The sequence below is a fragment of the Planktothricoides sp. SR001 genome (assembly GCF_001276715.1).
Classification (GTDB): Bacteria; Cyanobacteriota; Cyanobacteriia; order Cyanobacteriales; family Laspinemataceae; genus Planktothricoides; species Planktothricoides raciborskii.
Window position 1 is genome coordinate 1 of record NZ_LIUQ01000010.1, and the last position, 24,984, is coordinate 24,984.

25 protein-coding genes are annotated in these 24,984 nt (G+C 44.5%); 17 read left to right on the forward strand and 8 right to left on the reverse strand.

Annotated features, from left to right (window positions below):
* Window positions 1-133 precede the first annotated feature (133 nt).
* The 3 genes from AM228_RS08015 to AM228_RS08020 all read right to left on the reverse strand — a co-directional run bounded on the left by AM228_RS08015 (window position 134) and on the right by AM228_RS08020 (window position 1,332).
* Window positions 134-328: a hypothetical protein gene (locus AM228_RS08015; RefSeq protein WP_054465615.1), complete on the reverse strand. Its 195-nt coding sequence runs from the start codon at window positions 326-328 to the stop codon at window positions 134-136.
* A 252-nt stretch (window positions 329-580) separates the two neighbouring features.
* Window positions 581-793: a hypothetical protein gene (locus tag AM228_RS32100; RefSeq protein WP_156331623.1), complete on the reverse strand. Its 213-nt coding sequence runs from the start codon at window positions 791-793 to the stop codon at window positions 581-583.
* Window positions 794-828: 35 nt separating this feature from the next.
* Window positions 829-1,332, reverse strand: a complete 504-nt coding sequence (locus AM228_RS08020; protein ID WP_054465616.1) for a hypothetical protein — start codon at window positions 1,330-1,332, stop codon at window positions 829-831.
* A gap of 170 nt (window positions 1,333-1,502) precedes the next feature.
* Here AM228_RS08020 and AM228_RS08025 point away from each other — a divergent pair, with 170 nt between their 5' ends.
* A complete protein-coding gene (locus tag AM228_RS08025; RefSeq protein WP_054465617.1) occupies window positions 1,503-2,951 on the forward strand; it encodes a carotenoid oxygenase family protein in 1,449 nt (482 codons plus the stop codon).
* A gap of 360 nt (window positions 2,952-3,311) precedes the next feature.
* Here the strand turns inward: AM228_RS08025 and AM228_RS08030 are convergent, their stop codons facing one another.
* Window positions 3,312-6,935 carry a response regulator gene (locus AM228_RS08030; RefSeq protein WP_054465618.1) on the reverse strand — a complete coding sequence of 1,208 codons (3,624 nt, stop codon included), beginning with the start codon at window positions 6,933-6,935 and terminating at the stop codon, window positions 3,312-3,314.
* Between the two features lie 351 nt (window positions 6,936-7,286).
* Here AM228_RS08030 and AM228_RS32105 point away from each other — a divergent pair, with 351 nt between their 5' ends.
* The 16 genes from AM228_RS32105 to AM228_RS08090 all read left to right on the forward strand — a co-directional run bounded on the left by AM228_RS32105 (window position 7,287) and on the right by AM228_RS08090 (window position 22,199).
* A complete protein-coding gene (locus tag AM228_RS32105) occupies window positions 7,287-7,478 on the forward strand; it encodes a hypothetical protein (RefSeq protein WP_156331624.1) in 192 nt (63 codons plus the stop codon).
* Window positions 7,479-7,820: 342 nt separating this feature from the next.
* Window positions 7,821-8,771, forward strand: a complete 951-nt coding sequence (locus AM228_RS08035; RefSeq protein ID WP_054465619.1) for a sulfurtransferase — start codon at window positions 7,821-7,823, stop codon at window positions 8,769-8,771.
* A 578-nt stretch (window positions 8,772-9,349) separates the two neighbouring features.
* Window positions 9,350-9,952, forward strand: coding sequence for a Crp/Fnr family transcriptional regulator (locus AM228_RS08040; RefSeq protein ID WP_054465620.1), 603 nt, complete (start codon window positions 9,350-9,352; stop codon window positions 9,950-9,952).
* A gap of 530 nt (window positions 9,953-10,482) precedes the next feature.
* Entirely contained in the window at window positions 10,483-11,460 is a 978-nt protein-coding gene (gene cysK, locus AM228_RS08045) for a cysteine synthase A (RefSeq protein WP_054465621.1), read from the forward strand.
* A gap of 51 nt (window positions 11,461-11,511) precedes the next feature.
* Window positions 11,512-12,471 (forward strand): serine O-acetyltransferase EpsC, encoded by a 960-nt coding sequence (gene epsC, locus AM228_RS08050; protein ID WP_054465622.1) that lies wholly within the window; start codon window positions 11,512-11,514, stop codon window positions 12,469-12,471.
* A 378-nt stretch (window positions 12,472-12,849) separates the two neighbouring features.
* The gene (locus AM228_RS08055) at window positions 12,850-13,773 is read left to right on the forward strand and encodes a family 2A encapsulin nanocompartment shell protein (protein ID WP_054465623.1); all 924 of its coding nucleotides are present in this window, start codon (window positions 12,850-12,852) and stop codon (window positions 13,771-13,773) included.
* Window positions 13,773-15,650 carry a family 2A encapsulin nanocompartment cargo protein cysteine desulfurase gene (locus AM228_RS08060; RefSeq protein WP_054465624.1) on the forward strand — a complete coding sequence of 626 codons (1,878 nt, stop codon included), beginning with the start codon at window positions 13,773-13,775 and terminating at the stop codon, window positions 15,648-15,650. The genes AM228_RS08055 and AM228_RS08060 overlap by 1 nt, the downstream gene beginning before the upstream one ends.
* Window positions 15,651-15,888: 238 nt before the next feature.
* Window positions 15,889-17,301, forward strand: coding sequence for an FAD/NAD(P)-binding protein (locus AM228_RS08065; protein WP_072160716.1), 1,413 nt, complete (start codon window positions 15,889-15,891; stop codon window positions 17,299-17,301).
* 68 nt (window positions 17,302-17,369) lie between these two features.
* A complete protein-coding gene (locus AM228_RS32110; RefSeq protein ID WP_156331625.1) occupies window positions 17,370-17,522 on the forward strand; it encodes a hypothetical protein in 153 nt (50 codons plus the stop codon).
* 12 nt (window positions 17,523-17,534) lie between these two features.
* The gene (locus AM228_RS36690) at window positions 17,535-17,693 is read left to right on the forward strand and encodes a histidine kinase dimerization/phospho-acceptor domain-containing protein (protein ID WP_369817694.1); all 159 of its coding nucleotides are present in this window, start codon (window positions 17,535-17,537) and stop codon (window positions 17,691-17,693) included.
* Between the two features lie 89 nt (window positions 17,694-17,782).
* Complete coding sequence (locus AM228_RS36075; protein WP_255353166.1) at window positions 17,783-17,905, forward strand: hypothetical protein; 123 nt, start codon at window positions 17,783-17,785, stop codon at window positions 17,903-17,905.
* Window positions 17,896-18,144: an ATP-binding protein gene (locus AM228_RS08070; RefSeq protein WP_054465625.1), complete on the forward strand. Its 249-nt coding sequence runs from the start codon at window positions 17,896-17,898 to the stop codon at window positions 18,142-18,144. Before AM228_RS36075 ends, AM228_RS08070 begins: the two co-directional genes overlap by 10 nt.
* A gap of 260 nt (window positions 18,145-18,404) precedes the next feature.
* The gene (locus tag AM228_RS08075) at window positions 18,405-18,662 is read left to right on the forward strand and encodes a PleD family two-component system response regulator (RefSeq protein ID WP_054465626.1); all 258 of its coding nucleotides are present in this window, start codon (window positions 18,405-18,407) and stop codon (window positions 18,660-18,662) included.
* A gap of 830 nt (window positions 18,663-19,492) precedes the next feature.
* Window positions 19,493-19,843, forward strand: coding sequence for a hypothetical protein (locus tag AM228_RS08080; RefSeq protein WP_156331626.1), 351 nt, complete (start codon window positions 19,493-19,495; stop codon window positions 19,841-19,843).
* Between the two features lie 211 nt (window positions 19,844-20,054).
* Window positions 20,055-21,092 carry a threo-3-hydroxy-L-aspartate ammonia-lyase gene (locus tag AM228_RS08085; RefSeq protein ID WP_054465628.1) on the forward strand — a complete coding sequence of 346 codons (1,038 nt, stop codon included), beginning with the start codon at window positions 20,055-20,057 and terminating at the stop codon, window positions 21,090-21,092.
* Between the two features lie 342 nt (window positions 21,093-21,434).
* On the forward strand, window positions 21,435-22,199 hold the full coding sequence (locus tag AM228_RS08090; RefSeq protein ID WP_054465629.1) for a proteasome-type protease: 765 nt from the start codon (window positions 21,435-21,437) through the stop codon (window positions 22,197-22,199).
* A gap of 253 nt (window positions 22,200-22,452) precedes the next feature.
* Here AM228_RS08090 and AM228_RS08095 read toward each other — a convergent pair whose 3' ends face one another.
* The 4 genes from AM228_RS08095 to AM228_RS08105 form a co-directional block, all read right to left on the reverse strand.
* Complete coding sequence (locus AM228_RS08095) at window positions 22,453-23,433, reverse strand: D-glycerate dehydrogenase (RefSeq protein ID WP_054465630.1); 981 nt, start codon at window positions 23,431-23,433, stop codon at window positions 22,453-22,455.
* A gap of 27 nt (window positions 23,434-23,460) precedes the next feature.
* Window positions 23,461-23,754 carry a histidine kinase dimerization/phospho-acceptor domain-containing protein gene (locus AM228_RS08100; RefSeq protein WP_054465631.1) on the reverse strand — a complete coding sequence of 98 codons (294 nt, stop codon included), beginning with the start codon at window positions 23,752-23,754 and terminating at the stop codon, window positions 23,461-23,463.
* Window positions 23,755-23,757: 3 nt separating this feature from the next.
* Window positions 23,758-23,931, reverse strand: coding sequence for a hypothetical protein (locus tag AM228_RS32115; RefSeq protein ID WP_156331627.1), 174 nt, complete (start codon window positions 23,929-23,931; stop codon window positions 23,758-23,760).
* Window positions 23,932-24,182: 251 nt separating this feature from the next.
* Window positions 24,183-24,485 carry a hypothetical protein gene (locus AM228_RS08105; protein ID WP_190877048.1) on the reverse strand — a complete coding sequence of 101 codons (303 nt, stop codon included), beginning with the start codon at window positions 24,483-24,485 and terminating at the stop codon, window positions 24,183-24,185.
* Between the last annotated feature and the right edge of the window lie 499 nt (window positions 24,486-24,984).

A 24,984-nucleotide genomic window follows, 5' to 3' on the forward strand; every position in this document is an offset into this window, starting at 1 on the left:
TAAGTAGGTGAACATAATTAATTGCACTTTTCGTTCCCCGCCGATAGGCTTTGGATTCCCGCATATAGGAAGGAGAGAGAATAGAGAAGAGAGAAAAGAGTGAATAGTGAATAGTGAATAGTGATATTTATTTTCACTTTTCACTTTTCACTTTCCTCTTTCCTCTTTCCTCTTTCCTCTTTCCTCTTTCCTCTTTCCTCTTTCCTCTTTCCTCTTTCCTCTTTCCTCTTTCCTCTTTCCTCTTTCCTCTTTCCTCTTTCCTCTTTCCTCTTTCCTCTTTCCTCTTTCCTCTTTTCTTCTGATATGGTCTGTGGTTATTTCTGTCCACCTACTTAGATGCGAAAAAATCCAATAAATTAAAAGCGATATAATTATATTAATTTTAATTTAAATAAGAGATTTAATTTCTGTATGTAGGGGCGAATGGCCATTCGCCCCTACAGCATTAGATCAAGCAGAATTGAAATAACTATAAATAACAAATACCCCCTGGGAATAGAGAAAACGGACTTTCTCCAGCCAGGGGGTATTTGATTGGTAGTGGGCATGAAGTGAAATGATATGAATTAGAAATTTTCTCCTATGTAGGTGGGAACCATGTTTTTATGGGATAAGAATTCAGCGATCGCAAATTATTTGCCAGAACGCGATCAGCCAATGGATCGGCGATCGCCTTCAATGGGACGATCTCTGAATACTTAGCCCAGTGAGAAAATAGAAAATGCCTCACTACTTCGGTGCTGTCATAGAAGCGGTCATGGAAATTGAGGGAAATTCTTTGCCTTAATTTCAAATAGCAAAGAAAGCACAAGGTTCGAGAACCCGGTCTTAATCAAAATAAAACAACGTAACCAGACGGCGTTGTTCCTCAGCTTCTTGGCAAGTTTGCAGCAGGGTTTGGCTGTCGTGAAAAGCAAAGCAGATGAGTTGCTGACAGCGAGAAATAATCTGTCGATTACATAACGTGCTTGCTTCCCCCAGAGATAAGTGATCGTTGCTGGAATTTTCCACCAAATGGATCACGCGGGAAAGCTGTTCGCGGGATTCACGGGGTTGCCGCTCCAGGGTTTGCGGTAAAATAACCGTCAGCATATTGGGATCGGCTCGCATGGCTCCTTTGATCGCCGCTGCATTGGTGCCAGTGGATCCCGATGTCATCACCCGATTTCCGCCCAAAACTAGGGCATAACTCATTAACTCAATTAAGTTTTGATGAGTAATCGGCACATGACGCGATCCTAAGATAGCAATTCGTTTAGATCCAGTTTGTTGGATCGCTGCAAGCTCTTGTGCAAGAGTATCTATACTGGATATTTCTATGGATTGAGTCAAAGACTAAATGAATCTAAGTAATACAACGACTGTTATTTTAGCAAAGTTATTTTGGCAAAAACCAGTGAGCGGAGAAAAGAACTCTATATCTAATCTGAAACCAGTGGACTCCCTTGGTTAACTGACCGAATGGCATGATAACAATTAAATAATTAAGTTGTCAGGAAATTGTGAGGTTGAATCCGTTGCCGACATTAAAAAGCTGGTCAAAAGCCCTGGAACGACCCGCCACGGAATTTACGGCGGTGACGTTGCCAGTGATTTTTGGGGAGTTGCCCCCTGGGTTACGCGGGTCTTTGTATAGAAATGGGCCAGCCCGTTTAGAACGAAACGGGGTGAAAGTAGGCCATTGGTTTGATGGGGATGGAGCGGTGTTGGCGGTACATTTTACCGATGCTGGCGCGATCGCCTCTTACCGATATGTGCAAACTGCCGGTTATCAGGAAGAAGAAGCCGCTGGAGAGTTTTTGTTTGCTGGTTATGGCATGATGCCGCCCGGTTCTATCTGGGATCGCTTTACCAAGAGTGTCAAAAATGCCGCCAATACCTCGGTTTTAGCCCTGCCGGATAAATTGTTAGCCCTCTGGGAAGGAGGATATCCCTACGCTTTGGATTTACAAACCCTGGAAACCTGGGGAACGGATAACTTAGAAGGGCTAAAAAACGGTTGGACTTTTTCCGCGCACCCGAAGCGCGATCCCTTGACGGGAAATATTTATAATTTTGGGGTGACACCGGGCAAAAATTCCCTATTACATCTTTATGTATGCGATCGCGCTGGCAAAATCCAAAAACATTCCACCGTGGAAATCGATGGAGTGCCCTTAATTCACGACTTTGTACTCGCGGGTGAATATTTGGTCTTTTTCATTTCCCCAGTCCGGTTGCAACTATTCTCCGCCCTGTTTCACTTAAAAAGCTTTAGTGATTCCCTAATGTGGCGACCTGAATTGGGAACCCAAATTTTAATCATCAACCGGGATACCTTGGAAGTGGTCAGCGGCAATGAAACCGATCCTTGGTTTCAATGGCATTTTAGCAATGGATATCAGGATGAACAGGGGAATTTAATCGTGGATTTGGTCAAATATGCAGACTTTTCCACCAATCAATATCTCAAAGAAGTTGCCACGGGTCAGGCGCAAACGATAGCCAAAGGCACCCTCTGGCGGATTTATTTAGACCCAAAAACTGCGGTGGTGCAAGACCAAGAACCTCTGGTAGAAAGGGGTTGCGAATTTCCCTCGGTGGCACCGGCAGCGGTGGGACAACCGGCCCGGTTTACCTATTTATCCTTGCATCGAGAAGATGTGAATATTGGGGAGGAACTTTTAGGCGCGATCGCCCGCTATGACCATCAGACCCAAACCCTCACCGCAGCGGACTTAGGGGCTAATCGCTATCCCACAGAACCACTGTATATATCTAATCCCGAAAATCCGCAACAGGGCTGGCTGATCGCCGTCGTCTTTGATGGCAATGATGATGGCAACGATGATGGCAAAAGTGAGGTCTGGATTTTTGACAGCGATCGCCTGGATGAAAACCCAGTCTGTCGTTTAGCCCTACCAGAAATAGTGCCGATGGGATTTCATGGCACCTGGCACCCAGAAGTTTAATTAGCGGGGGTGCGGGGGGGCGGGGGTGCGGGGGAGCGGGGGGGCGGAGGAGCGGGGGTGCAGAGGAGGACAGAGGTAGGGGCTTTTCCGTGGCGGTGGTTGCCCCGGAGCAGAGGAGCTTCCGGAGCGGGGAAGCATAAGGGCGCTTGGACGTAGCGCCCCTACATCTCATCCCCTCATCCGACGGCGGACCCCCCTGCCCCCTGCTCCGTAAGCCCCGAAAGTCCCTCCGCTTCAGAAACCGGGTTTCTTGTAGGCTGCTAAACGATATGCCTCCGGCACGCTGCGCGATCGCCCCGGTAGGAACCCAGAAACCCGGTTTCTCCTGCGAGAAAGATCACGCCCCTACAATAAATCTAATCAATTCTTCACCAAAAATGTTAAAACCGTTTCATCAATCCCTTTGAGTTTTAAGGGCTGATACTTGATAATTTCATCATCATTCAAATAGTCCGCGACAGCGGCAGAAACTAAAATTCGATTCGGTTCAGAGGCTTCTTGGAGTCGGGCGGCAATATTCACACTCGGCCCGATCGCCGTATAGTCAGACCGTTCCGCATTACCAAACATTCCCACCACCGCCGTTCCTTGATGAATGCCACAGCGAAACTTGACCTCTGGGAGTCCTTGGGCTTGCCATTTTTTATTAAGTTGAATCAGCGATCGCTGCATTTTTCTAGCAGCGGCTAAAGCATTGGTCACTTGTTCATTGGGGGTGCATTCTTCTGGTGCGCCAAAAATCGCAATAATCGCATCCCCCACGAATTTATCCACAGTTCCCGAATGCTCAAAAACTGCCTGAGTCATGGCATCTAAATATTCATTTAATATTTCCGCCACTCGGCGCGATCGCAAATTATTCGACATTTGAGTAAAGCCGACAATATCACTAAACAAAATCGTAATTAACCGAGGTTCTGGCGTTAAATCTAACTGCAATTCTCCCCTCGCGGCTTTTTGTACCATCCCTGGAGGTAAAAACCGTTTTAACACCGACTCAGTTAAATAACTATTCAACTCTTTTACTCGTCGTTCATTTTCTTTCAACGCCAAAAGATTCCGCACCAATGCCAACAATTCTCGGTCATTAAATGGCTTGCCCAAATAAGCATCTGCCCCTTGTTCTACCCCTTCGACCCGAGTATCTTCATTCACTTTAGCCGTTAATAAAATCACCGGAATTCCCTTTAAATTTTCGGAATCGCGCACCATTCTAATCAGATCCAATCCCGATACTAAAGGCATCATTAAATCCGCCACAATTAAATCTGGTTGATATTTTTGCGCCATTTGAAATCCTTCGGCGCCATTGCGAGCTAAAATAGTGAGATACTGTTGTTCTTTGAGAATTCCTGCCACATAATGCCGCAAGTCTGAATTATCATCCACCATTAAAATCAAAGGATGAGGTTTTACCAGTGAATCAGTCAAGAGTTTGGTTTCCCCATTCCTCAGATTTGCGGATGCGTTATTAGCGGCTTCGGCGCTAATAATTTCTGCGGCTAATCTTCTTAAATCTTCTTCGGAATTGTCGATTTCTGTTTCCACTTCTAAATCTGCTAATTCCACATCCACTCGACTGGGCATCACTCCCGTAGGCACTTCAATAATTTGCTCTGGGGGCAAATGAGAGCAACCAATAGGCAGCCAAACCGTAAAGGTACTGCCTTTTTCATACACGGATTCAACGGTAATTTGACCTCCATGAAGTTGGACTAATTCTTTGGCTAATGCTAATCCTAATCCACTGCCTTCATAAGACCGACTGACCGAACCTTCTGCTTGGCGAAAGCGTTCAAATAAATGGGGGATTTGGTCATTTCTAATCCCAATCCCCGTATCTTTAATCCGTAACATACAATAATTGCCACTTTGTTCCACGGAAACGGTAATGCTACCCGGTGGAGTGGTAAATTTCATGGCATTGGAGAGCAAGTTATACAAAACTTTATCAAACTTTTCTAAGTCCAAATAAAGGGGTGGACAATAACTAATTCTAGTTTCTAAATAAAGTCCTTTTCGCTCACAGTAATGGCGAAAAGTATCCACAGTTTGTTCAACAAATTCAATGAAATTACAGGGGCGAAACGTCGGCTGCATCCGACCGGCATCGAGGCGCTGTAAGTTGAGCAGTTGATTGACTAATCGCAGTAAGCGGCGACAATTTCTCAGGGCAATTTCTGCCTGTTCTAAGGGTAAATCTTTCTGATGTTGAACGGCGGACTCTAATGGCCCAATGGTGAGGGTTAAGGGGGTTCTAAATTCATGGGAAATATTCTGAAAAAATTCGGTTTTGAGGCGATCAAGTTCCAGAAGTCTTTCCGCTTGTTGTCGGGTGGTTTGATAAAGCCGAGACTGCTGCACCGCGATCGCGGCTTGGGCGGCCACTGCTTGAGCCAAATCAATCTCGGAAGGCAGCCAGCGACGAGGGGTGTGATGATGGCGCAGGGAAATGCTGCCGATAATTTTGCCATCAGAAAGCAATGGCACCACCAACAGAGCTCTAGACGGGGAGAGAAATTGCTCTTGGGTGTGATCCATGCCTACAGGAATATCCAGCATTTCCAGTTCGGGCATATCCTGTAGATCCTTAATCACCACAGGTTCTTGGGTGGCGAGGAGTTGCTGATGCACCGGATTTCCCGATATCGGCACTACAGACCGGGGCAGCGATCGCCCGATCGCCGTTGAATCCATACGAGGGATTTCTCCCTGGTCGAGAATGGCATTCGGGGGATGATCCCCTTCTCCTCGGACCACCGAAGAACCGCCTTTTTCGTACAAGCCCACACATTGGACATACTCATCATTTTCCGTCCAAAGAGACAAGGCACAACCATCCACCTGCAACGCTTCTCCCAGTTGCTGGGTAATCGCCGCAAAAATATCTTTCGGGTTGAGACTAGAGCGAATGGATGTGGTAATCGTGTTAATCAGAGCTTCGCGTTTAGCTAAAGCTTGGACTTGTTCATAAGCTCGCACTTGGGACAACGAGAGAGAAGCTTGATCCGCGACCATAAACCCCAGTTGCACTTCATCATCTTTCCAGACCCGAGGCTGACCGCATTGATGCAAGGCTAAAACCGCCAGCAGATCCAGGCGGAACATTAAAGGCACAATCAAACTAGAACGAATATTGGCAGCGGCGTAGGTTTGTCGCCGTTGAGCGATTTCTGGGGTGTTTTCTTGAAAGCGCTCGTCGGTTTCTACGTCATTAATCACCAGTATATCCGTGGTTTCCCATAAAGTTTGAGCCAGCAGACTGTCGGAAATTTCCCAGTGGGAGGACTGAGGTGACTGAGGTGACTGAGGTGAAATAGGTTCAGTTTCTCTGGCTTTTTCCTCTTTCCTCTTCCCTCTCACCTCTATGGGTCTATCTTTTTTGTTTTGATAGAGAAACCATTCATCCGCCAACCGTCCATCGTGCAATGGCCGCAAAATGCAGTAACTCACGTCAAAAATTTGACCCACGGTTTCCACAATGGTCTGAAGGATTTCCGCTTCACTGGTGCGGGATCGAATGGTGTTAATCACCGCATTCAACAGGGACTCTTGGCGCAACGTGCGGCAGAGTTCGGTAGTGCGAGCTTTCAGCACATTGTGAGTATCCACCGCTTGGCTGACCAAGGTTCGCAGTTCGTCGGTTTTCCAAGGTTTGGTGACATATTTAAACACCTTGCCAGAGTTAATCGCATCCACCAAATCTTCTACGTCCGTATAAGCAGTCAAAATAATCCGAATAATATCCGGGTACTGGGTCGCTGTCACGCTGAGGAGTTCGGTTCCACTCATTAACGGCATCCGCTGATCGGAGACAATGACGGCAATCTCCTGATCTTGGGCTAAAATCTCTAAAGCTTGCAGACCATTACTCGCTTGAAATACCTCATAATCTCGATATAACGTGCGATAAAGTAGCTCGAGATTTGAGGCTTCATCATCCACAAGCAAAATTTTCGGCTTATTTTTAGCTTTCGCACTCATGCACCGCTCTCCTGCTGCAAGGGGAGTTTGACTCCGGGTAACCAGTTATTTAGCTGCCAGTCACAATTAATTCGGCAATTGTAGATTTTTGTGATTAGTCGTCTGCTGTTTACCGCTGGATATTTTAGCCCTAACACATCAAGGTTCATCAAGGTTAATCAAAGGTCAGTCGATAGTTACAATACATCGGCAGGCTAATCTACGAAGCCTTTCGGCGCACCCTTTGTTTAGGATCTTTGATCCGCGATCGCTTTTCAGTCCTTGATTTACTGTTTAGCCTGGGCAATGCCTTGGTTATACAGCCTTGAGCAAGCTGAAAAGTCTTGTTTGCCGATACTGTTCATTATCATAATGCCCTGGAAGCCAATCATGGTTAAAACCGCTTGTTGCTGTCATGCAATGATGAATCAGAGGATGTTTCTGGGGGCGGGGGAGCGGGGGGATGACTCGGCTTCGGGGAATTATGGCAAATCCGGCAAAGAGGTATTTTCCTTGACAGAGGTTGACTCCCCTCGGCAGCGAGTAGCTGAAACCCTTGTCTAGCGAAGAATCCAGCATTTACACAACTCAGCGAAACCAATAAAATACAAAAAACATTTACAGACGTATTGCAAATGTTTTTAAATTCATGTATAGTTCGATTTACAGATTGACAAGCACCTTGTCGCCCCAATGTACTGTCTAGAAACTGGAGGCCATCACCCTGAGCAAGGGGCGGCTGCTGGAGGTGATTTCGGTGGCGAATATGCGGCGATCGCAGCAAGATTCCCTGTACATCGAAGCTGGTGAAGAGGTAGGGAGTGGCGGGTAGGCAATTAGAAGTGAAAAGAAAAGTTGAAATTCAGTAGATACACACCAGTAGACAAACACAGGAGTCTCAAGACAATGTTTAAGCAACTGCGGATCTGGAAAATACAGATCGTTTCCTTTATTGTCGCGGCGCTGGCCGTGGTGACGCTGCCCGGACTGGTGCATCCCAGTCAGGCGGCCACGACGATTGATTTTGTTACTCCCCAGTGGGTGGCGGAGCATTCCCAGGATGCCAACCTGCGGATTTTGGATGTGCGGATTAATCCACTGGAATACATCAATGCCCACGTTCCGGGGGCGGTGAACATTGCCGACAATACCTTCCGTGGCCCCAACGGTCGCCTGCCGGTGCAGTTTTGGGAACAGCAGAAGATTGAATCCCTGTTCCAAGATGCCGGGGTGAACAACAACAGCCATCTGGTGATTTATTCCGACGGCAACAGCATCCTGGGCAGCACCCAGGTGGCCTACCTGCTGGAGCGGGTTGGTCATTCCGGTCAGGTCTCTATCTTGAATGGCGGATTCAAAGCCTACCGAGATGCCAACCTACCCGTGACCAAAGAGTTCCCGCAGTACCAGCGAGGCAACTTTACCCTACGCGACAACTCCGCCATCCGGGTTTCCCTAGACGAAGTGCGATCGATTGTGAATAACCGTAGCGCCCAAGTCACCTTCATTGATCCTCGTCCTGCCGCCCTGTTTGCCGGAGAAGAGAATCTGTTCATCCGCAATGGCCACATCCCTGGCGCGAAGAATATCCCCTGGCCTACCTTCACCTTGGGTGAAGACAACTTCCACCAAATCAAGACCCTGGATGAAATCCGCGCCCTGCTCGCCCGCCGCAATGTTACCCCCAACGACACGATCATTATGACGTGCAGCACCGGGCGGGAAGCTTCTCTGCAATATGTGGTGCTCAAGCACGTGCTGGGTTATCCCAACGTGCGACTGTATGAAGGCTCATGGACAGAGTATTCGTCCCAGCCCGATCTGCCCGTGGCCACCGGACGCGATCCTAACGTCTAGGCCAGCTAGACCTTAGAGGGGGTAGGCTGGTTGACTGACAAAAGTCTATCGCCCTCACCCCCAACATCTCTCCCAGAGGGAAAGGACTTTTGAGGATCTGGCTAACAAGTTTTGCCAGTCAATCCGCCAATCGGGTAAGTGAGGTCTGGGTGATGTCAAGGGTTATTCAACAGTTCGCTAAGTGGATACCGTGTTTGACGTTGAAACCTGAAAATCACCTACCCGCTCCCCATTGAATGCCATATCTCTGTTCCGCTTCCAAAAAAAATGAATAACGAAGATATCATCTAAGCCTTTCTCACTTCCCTGGAACAACAGCAGAACCCTCTTACCCCAGAAGAGCAAAGCAAAATCAAATAGGCAAAATTTTACAAAAAAACGCCGATTTTGGTTTAGAAAAACTCGACAAATTCGCCCGTAAATCTTCACTCCTCCAAACCATCTATATAGCAGTCCGTGCAGGATTTATGAAGCTGCTCCCCTCTTCCATTTTGGGCAGGCGTCGGTTGGGGGTGAGGGTCAATTCCACAACTTATATAGGATTGCTATAGTAAGTAGTTATTCTAATACAGAAAAACATGATTAATTCACCATACAAAATTAACGAAGAAGAAATTAGAAAAATTCCCAAAAGACCGCCTAGATTTTTAACCAGAAGAGAGTTTTTGTATGAAGATAACAACTTTTTTTGGTTAATCCAAAAAGGAGTTGTTCGTACTATAAGTTATGCAGATGACAATACAGTTGTCTGCACAGGTATTTGGCTGGTTGATGATATTGTTGGTAAACCTTTATCGCGAATTTCTCCCTATTTAATAGAAGCATTAACTCCAGTTCAAATGATGCCAATTCCGAAAATTTATTGGCAACCTTCATCTGAATTAATTTTAAACTACTGGCAAAATACTGAGGATTTACTTATGGCTCGTGGCAATCACAGCGCTTGGTTTATTTTGCTGAATGTTCTCAACTGGTTATCTCAGCGTTTTGCACATCGTGTCAGTGAGGGATATTTAATTGATGTGTCGTTGACCCATCAAGATTTAGCCGAATTATGCGGAATGACTCGAGTGACAGTTACTCGTTTACTCAAACAATTTGAATCGGAAGGATTAATTTCTAGAAATTCTAAAAGAATTGTCCTCAAAGAGGACTACAGCACTTGGTACTATCAAATTTGATTGGTATATAGCAATTGTCATAGTTATGAAGTACAAAAAAACCTGTCATTCCCGCCTTCGCGGGAATCCAGAAAACCTCTGTAATTCCGACAATAACCGCTATAACCTCAAGTTTTTAGGACTTACGCAACGAATCTATATCTGGGGTATTGGTGCGTTACCGCTCGGAACAACACCCTACCAATAGCGTTTTGCGTAAGTTCTGGTTTTGTTGAATATTTGAGCGGAGCGCTTTTGGGTCAGGAAGAAGCGTTTTTGGTGTCACCGGCCCGACAAATTCTCGGAGAGGGAGGTATTTTCCTTGACAGAGGTTGACTTTCCACAGCAGCGAGTAGCTGAAACCCTTGTATAGCAAAGAATATAGCGGTTACACAACTCGAAAAACACAAAATACTAAAAAAAACATGAATGTATTGCAAATGTTTTTTAATTCGTGTATAGTACATTTACAGATTGAAAAGCACGTTGTCGCCCTAATTTTAGACCTGGCGCAACATCAGTCCCGAAATCCATAATCAGGAGTCTTGAATATGGTGAAATGGTTTTTAGACAACAGTCTCGCCATCGGTAGAACTCCCCTAGTCCTTTTAAACCGTGTAATCGGTGATAGTAGGGCGACTGTTCTGGCTAAAATTGAAGGCCGTAACCCAGCCTATTCGGTTAAATGCCGCATTGGTGCGTCGATGATTTGGGATGCAGAACGACGAGGCTTATTAGGACCAGGTAAAGAAATAGTTGAACCCACCAGTGGTAATACAGGAATTGCCTTAGCTTTTGTGGCTGCGGCTAAAAAAATTCCCATTACCTTAACAATGCCTGAAACGATGAGTTTGGAACGACGGAAATTGCTGCGAGCTTATGGAGCAAATCTAATTTTAACCGAAGGCTCAAAAGGCATGGTGGGGGCAGTAGAAAAAGCTGAGGAAATTGCCGCTTCTAATCCCGATCGCTATGTTTTATTGCAACAGTTTCGTAACCCAGCAAATCCCCGGATCCATGAGCAGACCACGGGGCCAGAAATCTGGGAAGAAACCGCAGGAGCGATCGATATTCTGGTTTCAGGAGTAGGTACAGGGGGAACAATTACCGGCGTATCCCGATATATTAAACACACTCAAGGTAAGCCCATATTATCCGTAGCAGTAGAACCCGAAGCCAGCCCAGTTATATCCCAAACCCTTGCCGGAATTCCAGTTAAACCAGGCCCGCATAAAATCCAGGGCATTGGTGCAGGTTTTGTCCCAGAAGTGCTGGATTTATCAATAATTGATGCCGTAGAAACTGTGACGAATGAAGAAGCAATTCTCTACGCTCAACGGTTAGCTAGAGAAGAAGGAATTTTATCAGGTATTTCCTGCGGAGCAGCGACAGCAGTGGCAGCCAGACTTGCTAAAAGACCAGAAAATCAGGACAAAACTATTGTGGTTATTTTGCCTGACTCTGGTGAACGTTATCTCAGTACCCCCCTGTTCCAAGGAGTATTTAACGAGGAAGGTTTAGCAGTCTGATTTGCTTTCAGATATCCCAAGATTTACCCCAGTCGTCGCTGAGAAGAAACAATGACCAATGATAGCTATATTGCCCTAACTTATAGCCCCATTAGCAAAACCGCATGGGATATTGATCCGGTGATTACAGCCTTATCCCAGCCTCGAAAGCAGGCTTTTCAGACTTGTTCACAAGAGCGAAATTACGTTCCTTTGCCATCCCGAAAAATCTTATTTCGGATGGTCGATAAACTCAGGGCGGCTTTATTTCCCTTCCACTTTGGCAATCCCGATCTCCGAGAAACTTCTATTCGTTATTTTATCGGTCATACTCTCAATGAAGCTTTGCAATTACTCGAACATCAAATCCACCGCGAGCAGTGGTTAATTGCTTCAGAAAATCAGGTAGAAGAATCTAAAATTCGGGTCAAAGCTAGGTCAATAGTTCAGGCTTTTGCCGAGCAAATAACAGAAATAAAAACACTGTTAGAAACTGATGTTGTTGCTGCTTATGATGGCGATCCAGCGGCGAAAAATTTAGACGAAGTGCTGTTTTGCTATCCTGGGATTACGGCAATTACTTATCATAGAATCGCTCATGCTTTGTATCGTCTTGAATCGCCTTTATTAGCGAGAATTATTGCTGAAATAGGTCATTCAGAAACGGGAATAGATATTCATCCTGGGGCTACTATTGGCAATAGTTTCTTTATCGATCACGGTACAGGAGTAGTAATTGGTGAAACGACTATAATTGGCGATCGCGTCAGGATTTATCAAGCCGTTACTTTGGGGGCAAAAAGTTTTCCTCGCGACGAATCTGGCAGTTTAATCAAAGGCAATCCCCGTCATCCAATTATCGAAGACGATGTAGTGATTTATTCCGGGGCAACAATTCTCGGTCGAGTCACCATAGGTCAAGGAGCAACCATAGGCGGCAATGTTTGGCTAACCCGTAGTGTACCAGCCGGAGCGTTTGTCTCCCAAGCTCAATTACGGGAGGAAATTTTTGCGGCAGGGGCAGGCATTTAACTCCCCTCTCAAGTTACCCGCCAAATCATATAGCGGTTATTGTCCCTTCGGAAGTACAGAGGTTTTCTGGATTCCCGCCTGCGCGGGAATGACAGGTTTTTTTGTACTTCATAAGTATGACAATTGCTATATAGCTATAAAGAGGAAATCTATAAAGAGGAAATAAGATATCCCCGCCTATAAACCCTCGTGAAATCACTGCAAAACCCTGCGAAATCTTCAGGTTTTTATTTAGACCCGAAATAACCAGAAGAAACCTGGTTTCTTTGTTGCTTCCCACAGATGCACTGTGATATCGACAGCAGAAACCCGGTTTCTAGAGAGTGATTTGAGCGAGAGATTTAACCTCATTCATTTAATCAATCGGAGTTACAATCGATGACTAGCACCAATAACCCTGAACTGCAATTAGCGGTTAATGATGTCGCAGCGCGTCAGTTGGCTAATGCCACAAAAACAGTTCCTCAATTAGACACAATTAGTCCCCGTTGGTTTGTGCGTCTGCTGCACTGGACTCCTGTTGAAGCCGGGATCTATCGTCTGAACAAAGTCAAAAATCCTTCTCAAGTCGAAGTGGCTTGCTCAGAACGAGATGAGCGAGAGTTGCCTGAAACCTTTGTGAATTATCAAGAACAGCCGCGAGAATATTTTCTCAGCGCTGTTAATACGGTTGTCGATGTTCACACTCGTGTTTCTAACCTTTATAGCAGTCCCCACGATCAGATCCATGAACAGTTGCGCTTGACGATTGAAATTTTGAAAGAACGTCAAGAAAATGAACTGATTAATAATGCTGAATACGGGTTGCTCAATAACATTGTTGACAGTCAAAAAGTACAGCCCCGAGGTCTAGCCCCTACTCCAGACGATCTTGATGAGTTATTGGTGAAAGTGTGGAAAGAACCCGCCTTTTTCCTGGCTCATCCTAAAGCGATCGCTGCCTTTGGTCGGGAAGCTACCCGCCGTGGCGTTCCCCCCGCTACCGTTTCTTTATTTGGTTCTCAATTCATCACCTGGCGCGGAGTGCCCTTAATTCCTTCCGATAAACTCGCGGTGAATAATGAGGGCAAAACCAATATTTTACTGCTGCGGGTCGGCGAAAGTCGTCAAGGAGTGGTTGGCTTGTATCAACCGAATTTGCCCGGTCAACAGGGACCCGGACTGTCCGTGCGCTTTATGGGAATTAGCCGCAAAGCGATCGCCTCTTATCTCGTCTCCCTGTACTGCTCTTTAGCCGTCCTGACCGACGATGCGGCTGCCGTTCTTCAGAACGTTGATGTCAACCAGTACCACACCTACTAATGACTACCCCCAATCTTTACCCGGAAAATTCCCTGACAGAAGGGCCTGCGAAACCCAACCCTAGTCCTTCTGTCGCTAATGTTGGGGGAGATGGCATCAACCCCTTATTTAAAGCGGACACTTTTGAGCAACTGGCGAATGCTTTTATTCAAGAAGTGAAGCGCAGCGGCATTGATGTGCAATTACCCGACGCCCTAAATATCCCTCAATCGGTTCAGGATGTTAGTGGTCTGGGCTCCAATATTCATCAACAAAATCTCGATGGGAAATTACCGTCAGTATCCACACCTCACTTACCTGTTGGGGAGCCGCAATTCTATTTTAGCGATCCCGGTGTTGATCTGCCCCACCCCCCCCATTCCGTAGAGGAAGTACGCGCTGCTGCATCCCATATTCCCAAAAAAATTCCCCAGGCGATCGCAACTCCCGCAACTCCTACAGTTCCGAATCTATCCTTAGCATCGGTTCCCACACCATCTATCCCAACTGTCACCCCCAACTTCTATTTTTTAGAACATTTAAGTCAAGGGGTAGAAAGACAAAAACCGGATCAGAACATCCCTAAAACTGTTGAGGATTATTCCCCACAGAATTACCGGCAAAATTCACCGATTGACCCATTTTTTGTGCCTCTGGCGGCGGTGACAAAACAGGATATTTTCGATGTCGAAACCATCCGCCGTGATTTTCCCATTTTGCAAGAAAAAGTCAACGGTAAACCCCTGATCTGGTTTGATAATGCGGCAACGACTCAAAAACCTCAAGTCGTCATCGATCGCCTAGTTCATTATTACTCCCATGAAAACTCCAACATTCACCGCGCCGCCCATGAATTAGCAGCCCGGTCAACAGATGCCTACGAAGCCTCTAGGGAGACAGTGCGCCATTTTATCAATGCCTCCTCGGTCAACGAAATTATCTTTGTACGAGGAACCACAGAAGCCATAAACTTGGTGGCGAAAAGTTGGGGAGAACAAAACATCAAAGCTGGGGATGAAATTGTTCTAAGTCATTTAGAACACCATGCTAATATTGTGCCTTGGCAACAGTTAGCAACTCGGACCGGAGCCAAGTTGCGTATTGCACCCGTAGACGATCGCGGACAAATTTTGTTGGAAGAGTATCAACAACTGCTCAATCCTCGCACAAAATTGGTAGCTTTTTCCCAAGTTTCTAATGCTTTGGGAACCATTACTCCGGCGGCAAAAATGATTGCCCTGGCTCACCAAGTTGGTGCCAAAGTGTTATTAGATGGCGCTCAGTCCGTCTCTCATATTCCCATTGACGTGCAACAACTCGGTTGCGACTGGTTTGTTTTTTCCGGTCATAAAATCTTCGGACCCACTGGCATTGGGGTGGTTTATGGTCACGAAGACTTATTAAACGCCAGTCCCCCCTGGCAGAGTGGCGGCAACATGATTGTTGATGTCACTTTCGAGCGCACTGTTTATCAAAATAGTCCAGCCCGATTTGAAGCTGGGACGGGGAATATTGCTGATGCGGTGGGATTAGCCACAGCCCTTGATTATGTTCAACAGATTGGTTTACCAAATATTGCCCGTTATGAGCATGAATTGCTCGAATATGCGACCACGGGTTTAAATACTATTCCCGGTCTGCATTTAATTGGTACTGCCCCAGAAAAAGCTGCTGTCCTTTCCTTTGTTTTGGATGGGTTCTCTGCCGAAACTGTAGGACAAGCACTCAACCAAGAAGGCATCGCGGTGCGTGCGGGTCATCATTGCGCCCAACCAATTTTGCGACGGTTTGGTTTAGAGGCAACTGTGCGTCCGTCCTTGGCTTTTTATAATACTAAATCTGAGGTAGATGCGCTGGTTCATGCTTTGGAACGAATCCGACAAAAACAATTAGGCTAATTAGCAAAGATCCCAGGTTTCTTCATTAGTCAATTTTTTTGATAGAAACCTGGTTTCTTTTCTCCGGTTTTTTTGAAGCTGCTTAAATTACATCAAGTCCGTGGATTTTTTGATGATCCACACAGCGCTGTCATTCCCGCGAAAGCGGGAATCCATCTTAACGAGATAGGATTGTTTTTATAACCGATCGCAGGGACTTGATATCAGAAAATAATTTGCTTTAAACAGGGGGATCAATATGATTTCAGATGCTTCTCTTACCGTGGCTATTGTCGGCGCGGGATTTAGTGGAACAATGGTGGCTGTCCACTTGTTAAAAAATACTGATAGACCTCTGACAATAAAGCTAATAGATTCTAACGATATTGGCAAAGGAGTTGCTTATAGTACCACAAGCAATAGCCATTTACTCAATGTTCCGGCAGCAGGAATGAGTGCTTTTCCTGATGATTCAAGTCATCTACTCCGTTGGCTCAAGTTTAATTATCATACCCTAAAAGATTCGCTGCCAACTCCACCGAATCCGAGTCTTTTTATTCCTCGTCGAGTTTATGGACTATATATTCAGTCGGTTTTAGAAGAAGCCGAAGCCACCGCCTCAAGTTATGTCAAACTCGAACGGATTATTGATGAAGTTGTCGGGATACAGCCTCAAAATAGGGGAGCAATTGTTTACCTCAAAAATCAAGATAATTTTGCCGCTGATAAAATAGTTTTAGCGATCGGTAATGGGGCAACTCCTCGTCCTTTTTCTTTAGGTAAGTTTCAGCCTGATGCAACCAATATTTCACTACAACCACCCTATATACGCAATGCTTGGTCAAAGGATGCGTTAACCGGGCTAGAGGTGGATGATTCTGTATTATTGATTGGTACAGGATTAACAATGGTGGATATGGTGATGTCTCTGCGCGATCGCCATCACCAAAGTAAAATTTATGCCGTTTCCCGTCATGGTTTATTGCCTTTGTCTCATCAGCCTAGCCAACCCTACCCGACTTTTTTAACTAGAAATACGGCACCCAAAACAATTAGGGGTTTATTAAAGTGTATTCGTTCTGAGATTAAAACAGCCACAGAAATAGGTTATAATTGGCACTCTGTCATCGATTCGCTTCGTCCGGTGACTCAGGAATTGTGGCAACAATTACCAACCGTTGAAAAGCAAAGATTTTTGCGTCATGTCACCCGTTACTGGGATATTCATCGCCATCGATTTTCTTCGGAAATTGGCGAAATTATTGAAAATTTAATTACGAAAAAAAAACTAATTTTAAAAACTGGAAAAATTTGTGATTGTCGCGAGACAATTAACGGTATATATGTGACTATTTCTCGGCAACAGCATAAGTCAATCATAGAGGTTAAAAGATTAATTAATTGTACAGGAATACAAGTAGATTATTCAGCCGCAAAACAACCCTTGATTGCTCATTTAAGAAGTCAAGGATTAATCTGTCCTAATCCTCTGGGGGGACTATATACTTTACCTAATGGGGCTATATTAGATGCCCAAGGTCAAGGTTCTAGTTTACTTTATACCCTTGGACCTCCCCGGAAAGGAGATTTATGGGAAACTACAGCTATCAGGGAAATACGGCAACAAGCCCAATTATTAGCAACAACTATATTAAATTCTCTACCTTTATAGATGCGGATTGGCGCGAATTTATCTACATCTAATCAGAAAAAAAATACCAGTAAATTAACTTGATTTAATTGCGGCGTTGCACAATTATCGAATCCGTGGGGTCAATTTCCACAGATATCAGCGCTCTTAAACAAGCAGAAATTGCCTTAAAAGAAGCGAAAGAAGCCGCCGAAAGTGCTAACCGGGCAAAAAGTGAATTTTTGGCCAATATCAGTGACTAAATTCGCACTCCTCTGAATGCTATTCTGGGATTTACGGACTTACTGCAAAGAAAAATAACCGGATCAGAATATCGCAATTATTTAAACAGTATTACTAGCCGCGGCAAAATGTTGCTGGCGTTAATTAATGATATTCTAGACTTGGTCAAAATTGAAGCAAATCAACTATAAATTTAGCCATAATTCTTGGATATCCGCCAATTAATCCAAGAAATTCAGCAGATATTTAAACCCATCGCTGAACAAAAAAACGTTTTTATGTGGAGATTGCCGAGTCAGTTCCTCTAGGTATTTTATTTGATGAAGTGCGGCTGCGGCAAATTCTGTTTAATGTAGTAGGTAATGGGTTGAAATTTACTGACGGGCGATCGCTATGCGAGTAAACGCTAAAAACCTGGTAAATCCGGGTAATTATCTGAATCAAATTACTTTAGAAATCCAGATAGCAGATACGGGAATTGGTATCGCCCTAGATCAGCAAGAGCGAATTTTTGAAGCTTTCATTCAAAGTGATGGTCAAAGCACCCGAAAATATGGCGGCACAGGCTTAGGTTTAGCCATTACCAAACCCCTGACCCATCTATTAGGCGACAGGGCAGCATTCACCTCACCAGTGAATTAGGCAAAGGCAGCACATTTTCTTTCTGTTTTCCCCAAGTCACCGTGTTGAGTAATTCACGGGATATCTTGCCAGTTAAAGTAATCAAGCCAGTAATCAAGCCAGTAATCAAGCCAGTAATCAAGCCATAAATTAAGCCAGATTTAGATCGGTTAGATCCGTTAGATCCGTTTCACAAAGCAAAAGTTTTAGTCCTCGATGATAGCCAGTCTAATCTAAAATCAATTGCCAGATATTTTAGGGACACTAAACATTAACTTATTTTGGTCACCAATGGCCAAGAAGCTATTCATCAAGTTAACTTAAACCCTCCGGATCTAATTTTATTAGACCTGTGGATGCCAGACATGAACGGGCTAGAAGTTGCAGGGGTGATAAGAAATTATCCCGGATGTCAGCATATTCCGATTATTTTTATCACTGAGTATTATACTCAACCAGATGAATTATTAATCGACCAAAAAACTTATGGGTTGATTCGCCAACCCGTCAGCATTGAGCAATTAATCCTAAATTTTTAGATATTTTGGCAGTCGGATAATTATGCTGAATTTATTCCCGAAGCCAGCGACGAAGAAACCGGGTAATCGCCGGTTAATTATGTATTAAGTGAATCTTCATATGCTACCGAAAAACCTTGAATGGATGTTTCAGAATTACTCGAAACTATCAAAAGTATGGGAAATTTTTTTGGCCATAACTCTGCCGTAATCAAAAGAAACGAGATATTAAAGCTAAAGTTTTTGTGTCTAATTTATAATATTTAGCCAAAAATCATAAAAAAAAATAAATAATTTAGCCAATAAATTAGCAAAAAAACGCTAAAATTGCCTGAAAATAACTGCATAAAACTTGCATAAAAATTTAAATAAGCTCAAGTAAAAATAATTAAAAAAACTTTTATGAAAATATAAAAATAGTAATTTTAACGCAAGATAATACATTTAATTTCTGGTAGTAGGGGCTGTTCGCTTTAACGCCCCTATATAATTGTATTAATTTTAATTTAAATAACGAATAGTATATATTTTTGCTTCTACTTTAGCAGTTAATAATATAGATTTTAAAATATTTTTTGCTCTTTTTTTGCCAAAGCATATCGGCAAAATATCGGTAATTAAAACCATAGAAAAAAAATCAAGATGCAACAATACGCGAGTTGAGCAACGTTTTTTAATTTTATCGGTGGCAACATTTTAGGCCGGTGTGTCGATTCTGATTTATACCGAAATATCCGACCCGGGCTGGCAGTTTTTTCGGTTTTATCTGGGGGATGTGGTGGCGGTGATGTTTTTATTTTTTCTGCTGAGGGTTTTTTTGGGGCGGATCAATGGTTCTCCGAGGGACGATTGTGGGCGCGATTCCCTCCCCTCGCCTGAGCTTTCGCCCGATCGCACTGTTGATCGAATTCGCCCAATTATTTGGGCTAACTCCGCAAAATCAGCATTGGATCGCCCAAATTGCCTTGGGGTCGCCCGCTCGAACTCTGGGACTTGGTGGCTTATGTGGTGGGATTAGCTGTGGCTATGGCGATCGAGTGGCAGATACTCAAATATCATCCGTAAATTTTGCCAAAATATTTGCCAAAATATTTGCCAGGATAAAACCCGATACGGCGATCGCCATCAAGCGGGAAAAGGGTAAGATGAATTATCAGACAAAATATCAGGAGGTGCGATCGATACAAAACCTTACGGTTTAGGCACAGCTTAAAATATCTGGTAAACTAGAAATTACTACACTTGTGAGCAAAAATGCGCGACTATGACGGCGATTCATCGTGATGAAATTTATATGCCATAAAATGCAGCCTAAAGCACTAATGAAACCATCATGGAACCCGCCAAATCCCTCCAAATAAACTGTCTTTGACTGCCGACTAAGCCCCCAAAAGAGAAGGAACCCACAGAACCATGATCAATTTGTATCGCCACTCGGCCACCATTGAAGCCCCGAACTTGCCTGTTTCTTATGGAGATGTGCAAGACGCCGCCCGTTATTTAATGGTGCAAGCAAAGCACACTCCGGTAATGATCTCACGCACGGTCAATAAGATGACTCAAAGTGAGGTGTTTTTTAAGTGTGAAAACTTCCAACGGACTGGATCGTTTAAGTTTCGCGGCGCTTATAATGCCCTAGTGCAGCTATCTTATGAGCAAAAGCATCGGGGAGTGTTGACCTATTCTTCGGGGAATCATGCCCAAGCGTTGGCTTTGGCAGGGCAGTTGTTAGGCATTCGCCCCGTGATTGTGATGCCAGAGGATGCCCCAGATGTGAAAAAAATGGCTACCCAAGGATATGGGGCTGAGGTGATTTTCTATAATCCACAGAAAACGACTCGCGAAGAGTTTGCCCAAGAAATTGCCGAAGCCCGAGGTTTGACGATTATTCCTCCTTATGATGATAAAGCGGTGATTGCGGGTCAGGGGACGGTGGCCAAAGAGTTGATCGAACAAGTCGGTCAGTTAGATATTTTATTAGTGTGCTGTGGCGGTGGGGGGCTACTTTCCGGCTGCGCGATCGCCGCCCATACCCTCTCCCCTTCTTGCCGAGTGATTGGCGTAGAACCGGCAAAAGCTGATGATGCTACCCGGTCGTTTTATAGCAAAACATTGCAGACGGTACGCAACCCAGAGACGATAGCCGATGGCGCCCGGACTCCCTCTTTGGGCAAGCTGACGTTTCCCTTGGTTCAGCATTATGTCGATGAAATGATTACGGTTTCTGAATCCGCGATCGCCCGGGCAATGTTTTTCCTCTGGGAACGGATGAAGTTAGTGGTAGAACCTACCGGGGCGATCGCCACTGCGGCTTTATTAGAGGGAATGATTTCTTCCCCTGAAGAACGCATTGGGGTGATTATCAGTGGCGGCAATGTGGACTTAGCCAAAATTCAGTCATACCGTCAACTGATCGATGAACCAGATCCTTTCCTGGGCGATTTCATCTAAAAAACTTCTCAAAAATTACTTAGCAGCCTCACATAGCCGAAAAAATAAAATCCCTCCAGGGGATGAATGGAGGGATCGGGGCTAGAAGATGTCAAACACTTTCAGTCTACTTTTATTCTCTTTGATATTTGATTTTTTTGCTAGAGGGCAATTACACATGAGGGGTCTAACCCCTCACTTGTCCCCAACTAAACTAAGATAGACAAAACCCAAACAAAAAACCGGGTTGCGGCGATTCTTTTGGCTTCGGCGGCCAAGATTTTCTCCAGAAACCCGGTTTCTGTACCATCTCGGTAGATATGGCTATAAACTTTGAATGGTTTGTCAATTAGTTTAGTTTTTATGACTTATTGCTTAGGTATCATCACTCGTGCTGGATTGGTCATCGCGTCTGACTCTCGCACCAATGCGGGAGTAGACTATATTTCTACTTATCAGAAATTGTTTGATTTTTCTGTCCCTGGGGAACGAGTATTGATTTTGTGTTCTTCCGGGAATCTGTCGATTACTCAGGGGATCATCACGATTTTGGAAAAAGACATTCAGGGAAACGAGGCGAACAATCTCCACAATATTCCCACGATGTACGAAGTGGCTCGATATATTGGCAGTAAATTGAGAGAAATTCAAAATGAAGACCGCCCTTGGTTAGAAAAAGATCGAATTGATTTTAGTTGCTCGCTCTTATTAGGGGGGCAAATTAAAGGACAACCACCAGAACTCTATTTAATTTATAGTCAAGGGAATTGTATTCACGCCACGCGAGATACGACATTTCTGCAAATTGGGGAAACAAAATACGGCAAACCGATTCTCGATCGCACCCTGACCTTTGAGACGGATTTAGCAGCGGCAGCCAAATGTGCCTTATTGTCCATTGATTCTACGATGAAATCTAATATTTCTGTGGGGCCGCCCATTGATTTAATCATGTATCAAACGGATTCATTTGTGATTAAACATCAGTTACGATTAGCATTAGGAGATCCCTATTTAGCTAAAATTCGCAAGTTATGGGAAAACTCGGTCAAAGAAGCCTTCGATCGGATGCCCGATATTGAATGGCAATATAAACGGGAGAGTGACGAAAATATTTTGATAGATTAAACTTGCTAAAGCGGAAATAATTAGGCAGAGGCGATCGCTTTTATTCAGGGTGGGCATTGCCCACCACCAACCATCGGTTAATGGGATCTCATACTTCAAAGCAGGGCATTACCCATCCTAATTTTTTTATAACTAATATCAATTACGGCAAAATACTCCTGAATCATCAGATAGAATCACCTAAGAATTTTTTTAGGGCTTTTAGGTTTATTTTTGCTTGGGGTTGAATATGTTCAATATCCAGTCCGCCTAATCAATCATAAACTTGAGGATTGACACAATTGGGCAAGCGATCGCCTTGGAGTCCGGCGATTAAATTTGCAGCGGCCATCATCGCCATTTTCTCTCTGGTGGGACGGGATGCACTGCCAATATGGGGCGTAATAATTAAATTATCCAAAGTTAATAATGGACTATCGTTCGGAATCGGCTCTGGTTCCGTCACATCGATCGCCGCCCCAGCAATTGTCCCCTGAACCAAGGCGCGATAAAGAGCATCAGAATCGACAATCTGCCCGCGAGCAGTATTAATTAAAATTGCCGATGATTTCATTAATTGAAATTGGCGATCGCTCAATAAATGATAAGTTTGGTCAGACAAAGAAGTATGCAAGCTGACAAAATCTGAAGCTTGCAACAAGTCTTCTAACTCCACAAATTCCACCCCGAGAGATCGCTCCAACTCTGGGTCTTGGCGATGGCGACTAGAATACAAAATTCGCATCTCAAAGCCCTTGGCTCGCCGCGCCATTGCTTGACCAATGCGTCCTAAACCAATAATCCCCAAGGTCGCCCCAGAGACATCAGGGCCAAGTAATAACTGAGGTTCCCAAGTTTGCCAACCCCCCGACCGAGTAAAGCGATCGCCCTCCACCACTCTTCGGGCAGCGGCCATCAATAACGCCCAAGCAAAATCAGCGGTGGCATCGGTCAACACCCCTGGGGTATAGCCCACGGGAATTTTTCGCGCCGTCGCGGTGGGAATATGGATATTGTCGTAACCCACTGCCATGAGACTAATCACTTTTAGCATAAGACCGGCATCGATCAGGGGTTGATCGATGCGATCGGTCAGCAAACATAGAAGCCCATCAACTTGGGGAATTTTGGCTTGTAACACCGAATAAGAAGGAGGCAGAGTTTCTGGCCAAACCTCCAAATCAGCGATCGCCTCCAATGGGGGGAGAGCAACTTTAGGAATGCGGCGAGTCACAAAAACTTTGAATTTTGGCATAGTTAGTCAAGACTCATCAAGGGATTCTTAGGGATTATTCGGGAAATTCTCCTCAGTAAAATCTTTCAGATTTTCCTGAAAATCGTTATGATTTAAAATTTCCCTCAATTCTAACGCAGCTTTTTGAATCACTCCTAAATATTTAAGCTTTTTCTCATCAGACCATTGTTGATATGACAACTCCATCAACTCCGCACAAGACAGAATTTTAGTTAACGGGGTGCGTAACTCATGGGATACCTGAGACATAAAGCGCTTTTGCAGTGCCTGAATATCTTGGAATTGCTGGTTTCCACACTGACTATTTTTACCGCTGCACATAACCTAAAGTTCCTTACTGAAAGTTCCTTCATCATCCTCACTTCGATCGTAAGAGACTCCTCTGGATAAAGCAGTGAGGTTCGTCTTGCGGAATCGTGAATATGATCGATCTTCAGGGTGACGGGGTGGCAAGCGATTGGGTGAGGTAACCGGACTAAATTCTGTGACTGATGTCACGGTTTCACCCAGGTATTTGTACGGAACACTCGATTAAATAGACTGGGTAAACTCCCAACGGCAGCATCCCCAGCATGGTCATCTTCGGGATGATATAGTCCCAAATTCTTCTATGGTCTAGGTTGTAGAGGGGTGAGGATGGCAAACTGTGTCGGGAAAAATCAGCTTTTAGATTCAGGAGATAACCTCCTGGAGGCAGCTATACCCATCAGGGATGCGATCGATCTTCAGGGTGACGGGGTAGCAACCCACTAAGTGAGGGCAGCAGACGAAATCTTGTGATTGATATCACAGGCATAATGGCAAAATCGGGATGCGCCCCCAGGCATTCGCAATAAACTCAGATCCGTAGACATAAACAAAAAGAGAAGAGAACATAAGTTCTCTTCTCTGGATTTTGAGCTTGATTTTGATTGGGGGGTTTCCCCCTGCAACTTTTTCCGAAGCATTTGCCGTTGTTTTTTCAGTTGCCGCTGCCGGGCACTACCGCCTTTACCTTTGGAGTTTCTCCCTTGATAGCGAGGAGACTCCCAACTTTTTAGCCTTTGAGCCATGTTTCACCTCTCACCTATTAGAATATTGGGTTTATGTATTTTATATATATTTATTTATATATATTGATTAATATTGATCAATTAAATATTATCAATTAAATATATTTAAATATATATTAAATAGCCCTAGATAATTAACCAACTAATTAGCCAACTAATTTAATCTATAACTAACCTATAAACAATAATAAACCGTCTATTGCTTATTTGTCAAGGAATTACCCAGGTGTTTGAGGTTTCTTTTTAGTTTTGCCTCCGGGAGAAACTTTGCTGGAGACGTTGCCAGAACCAGAGATATCTATGTAGGGGCGGCGTTGCATTCCGGCAGTTACTTATGGTGAAAAGCAAAAACCTATTACCGGAATGCAACGCCCCTACAAAAAATATCAATTGCCCATCCATTAACCGATCCGTTGCCCCATCCGCTGCCCATCCATTAACCCATCCGTTGCCCATCCATTAACCCATCCGTTGCCCCATCCGTTGCCACATCCATTAA